At 64.2% G+C, this 3,309-nt stretch carries 4 protein-coding genes; 3 read left to right on the top strand and 1 reads right to left on the bottom strand.

The genetic code is table 11. The annotated features are described in order from the left end of the window. The coding region (locus tag ACFHPP_RS30675; RefSeq protein WP_437167020.1) for a hypothetical protein at positions 1-227 on the bottom strand (227 nt) is incomplete at its 3' end. Between the two features lie 455 nt (positions 228-682). On the opposite strand from ACFHPP_RS30675, the gene ACFHPP_RS30670 reads away from it, so the two are divergent. From ACFHPP_RS30670 to ACFHPP_RS30660, 3 genes are all read left to right on the top strand, one after another. Beyond that, complete coding sequence (locus ACFHPP_RS30670; RefSeq protein ID WP_437167019.1) at positions 683-1,048, top strand: cupin domain-containing protein; 366 nt, start codon at positions 683-685, stop codon at positions 1,046-1,048. Between the two features lie 792 nt (positions 1,049-1,840). Further along, on the top strand, positions 1,841-2,518 hold the full coding sequence (locus ACFHPP_RS30665; RefSeq protein ID WP_437167018.1) for an SOS response-associated peptidase: 678 nt from the start codon (positions 1,841-1,843) through the stop codon (positions 2,516-2,518). A 23-nt stretch (positions 2,519-2,541) separates the two neighbouring features. Further along, the gene (locus ACFHPP_RS30660; RefSeq protein ID WP_437167017.1) at positions 2,542-2,934 is read left to right on the top strand and encodes an HGGxSTG domain-containing protein; all 393 of its coding nucleotides are present in this window, start codon (positions 2,542-2,544) and stop codon (positions 2,932-2,934) included. The last annotated feature ends 375 nt before the right edge of the window (positions 2,935-3,309 follow it).

Raw genomic sequence — 3,309 nt, 5'->3', positions numbered from 1 at the left:
TGGATTGCAGGAAGCGGTGTGCCGGCCTCGTCCGGCGGGGGCCTCGACGGTGTCGCATGGACATCTCCCCGATTCTGATCGGAGGAGTCTGCCGCGGCCACTGCATCATCTGCCGCCCCGTGACGGAGCAGCTCGTTCAACAATCGCCGCAGGGCGAGTAGCGCCATGACGTTGACCCGCGGCCACGAAGCGACAACCAGCGGCACACAGGCTGCCTGCTCGAACATCCAGGCCGGCACCTCAAGACATCGGCCGGCGCTCCCATCGAGGCTGCACCGCAGGACGGGGGCGCCGCCTCTCTCCGCCAAGTCGTGGACGTGGACCAGGCGACCCCCCCAGGGGTGCCACGGATACAACAGCATCCGCTCCGTGGTCCTGTGGGCGTCCAAACGTCGAGTTGTAGTAGCACCTCCAGCGCTCGATCAGCACCTCAGCCTGAAGCATCGCATGCGCCCTGGCCCGATCGCGAGCCGCATCGTCCAGCAGCGCCGCAGCATGTGCCTCCGCCAGCCGCAAAGCTTCCCGCATAGCCAGGGGCCTCGCTCTCGGCGCGCCCTACCCGCTCACGCGTGCCAACACGGCTTGTGGGTGGTAAATGATCAAGCGTGACGCAGTCGGTCGTTGCCGTTTAAGTTTCGATGCAGCGCGTGGCACGCCCGCTACGTCATCGAGGAGCACTGCCGTGAAGAAGGTGAACCTAGCTGAGGCTTTCTCCACATTTTCGGACTATTGGAGCCCCAAGATCGCCGGCGACGTCGGGGACTTCCAGGTTAAATTAGCCAAGTTCAAAGGAGCGTTTGACTGGCACCACCACGAACGAGAAGACGAACTGTTCCTCGTCGTCGAAGGGTGTATGCGCATGGGCTTTCGGGACCACTTCGTGGACCTTGGGCCCGGTGAATTTATCATCGTGCCTCACCTCGTCGAACATCGGCCCGAAGCACTCACCGACGAGTGCCATGTCATGCTACTCGAGCCGAACACGATCCTGAACACTGGAAACATCGAGAACGAGTTAACCAATAGGAACCTTCAACGTATCGCCTGACCTGCGACACCGGCCAATCGGCCATCCGATGGTCGCAGGCCGATTGTGGGTAGTCGAGGCAGCGGCCGGAATCGTGTCCGACAAGCGCACGTTGCCATGCAGTGCTAGCTCGAGCGGCGCCGCGCGCCTGCCCCCCCGCGCGCGAGGCCAGCCCTTGACCAGGGCAGACCCGGATTATGCCTGGCTATGGCCCGACAAAATCGGCTTCCGACATTCCTGCTTTCGAAATGAGCCGCTGCAGGCTAAGTCACCCCTCAGGGTAAGGAATTCCTCGGCGTCTGCCGCAGCATCTTCAGCCCGCGCTTCCGGCCTGGATCCTGCTCCACGGAGCAGCTTAGGCATCTCGGAGCCGGCTTGGCGCGTTGAGTTGCTGGCAACGATACGGTCCTGTGATGCGCAAGCTCATTCCTCTGCTTCTCCTGCTGCCGGCTGCCTGCGCCGGTCCGGCTCAGCCGGACCCTACCGCATGGATCGGGAGCTCCGAGGCCGCGCTGGTTACTAACCTTGGCGTGCCTGACCGAGTTTATGAGCAGGATGGCCGGCGGGTACTGTCCTATGACAGGGCGGGTTCTTCCGGCCCTTCGGTGACGCCCTCGATCGGGTTTGGCGTTGGCGGCTTTTCCGGCGGGGGCCGTAGGGGGACAGGCCTCGGCACTGGCCTTGGCCTGGGCTTCGGCGGCGGCGGCCTGGCGAGCTGCACCACCAGCTACGATCTCCGTGAGGGACGGGTAATTGGCGCAGCCCGGGCGGGCCCAGGCTGCGGCTGAGCGCAGGACTGAGGAGCATCTCACGATGTGCGGCCGCTTCACGCAGCGTTACACCTGGGCGGAACTCCACGCGCTGCTCGACCTGATCGGGTCACCGCCCAACCTCCGCCCCCGCCACAACATCGCGCCGACGACCAGCATCGACGTGGTGCGCGCCGGAGAGGACGGCCGCGAGTTCGCCTCGATGCGCTGGGGCCTGATCCCGGCCTGGTGGAAGAAGTCCGCGAAGGAGGTGCCGTCGACCTTCAACGCCCGTGCCGAGACGGTGGCGGAGAAGCCGATGTTCCGCGACGCCTTCAAGCGGCGCCGCTGCATCATCCCGGCGTCCGGCTTCTACGAATGGACCGGCGTGAAGAAGGACCGCCAGCCGCACCTGTTCACCGCCGCTGACGGCGCGCCTGTTCTGGCCTTTGCCGGCCTGTGGGACCGCTGGCGAGACCAAGCCGCGGCGGAGGAGGTGCTGAGCTGCACGATGATCGTGTCGGGCGCCAGCGCCTGGATGGAGGCCTACCACGACCGCATGCCCGTGCTGCTGGGCCCGCAGGATTTCACCGGCTGGCTGGACGGGACGCTTGGGGCGGAGGCGCTGGGCCCGGCGCCTGCCAGCGCGCTGCGGGAATGGCCAGTGTCGAAGCGGATGAACGTCACCGGCACCGGCGACGATGACCCGACGCTGCTCGAACCAATGCCTGCGGCCAGCTGAGCCTCAGGAACAATGGGGCGCGCATGTGCAAGCGCGTCCGAAAAGCCGCCAATGCTGGGCACGGTTCCTCAACAGGTACGGTCACTTGTGCCACGGGTTTACTTCAGGAACCGACGCGGCGCCCCGCCGTGGCGCTCCGGACGAAGGCAGGCACGCGGTGCCGCGTGCCAGGGATGGCCAACGGCCGCTGCCGGATGCACGGCGGCGCCAGCACCGGCCCGCGCACCGCCGAAGGCCTTCAACGGCTGCGCCAACCGCGCATCACTGGGCTGCGCACCGCCGCAATGCGCGAGCTACGGGCCGAGCTGGCGGAGCTGCGCCGCGGCGCTGCTGGGGGATCAGCCTCTGACGCCCCAGCAAGTTCCGCACCGAGGTGGCCGTCCATCGCCCGCCATTGGCAGTGCGCGTCCAAATAGAAGCCAGCGGCAAATGCACAGGATGCGCAGGATCGTCAGACTACCATTTCCGCCGCACACTCAGGCCAGCATCACGCCGAAATTGAAGTGCTGGATCAAAGAAATATTTCCGGATGCAAAATATAAAGATAAAATTGTCATGATAAGATGTCGCTATCAAACGTAGATCAGGCAGTCGGCTGATTTTACAGTTTCGAAGTTCTGGCATCTCCCACTCTTTTAAGAAACGGATTCTGAAGTGCTTCTTCTTTTGGCCCCAGATTTGCATCTGCTAGGTTCAGGATCATCTTCCCGATGATTCGTCCTAGGGAGGACTTTGAATGCGTTCCGAAAAACTATCCGTACCGACTTTTGGAAAGCCTCAGGCGGCGTTAC

The sequence above is a fragment of the Falsiroseomonas sp. E2-1-a20 genome (genome assembly GCF_051433195.1).
Classification (GTDB): Bacteria; Pseudomonadota; Alphaproteobacteria; order Acetobacterales; family Acetobacteraceae; genus Falsiroseomonas.
The sequence above is the reverse complement of the archived record's forward strand: the minus strand, read 5'-3'. Positions and strand labels throughout refer to the sequence as shown.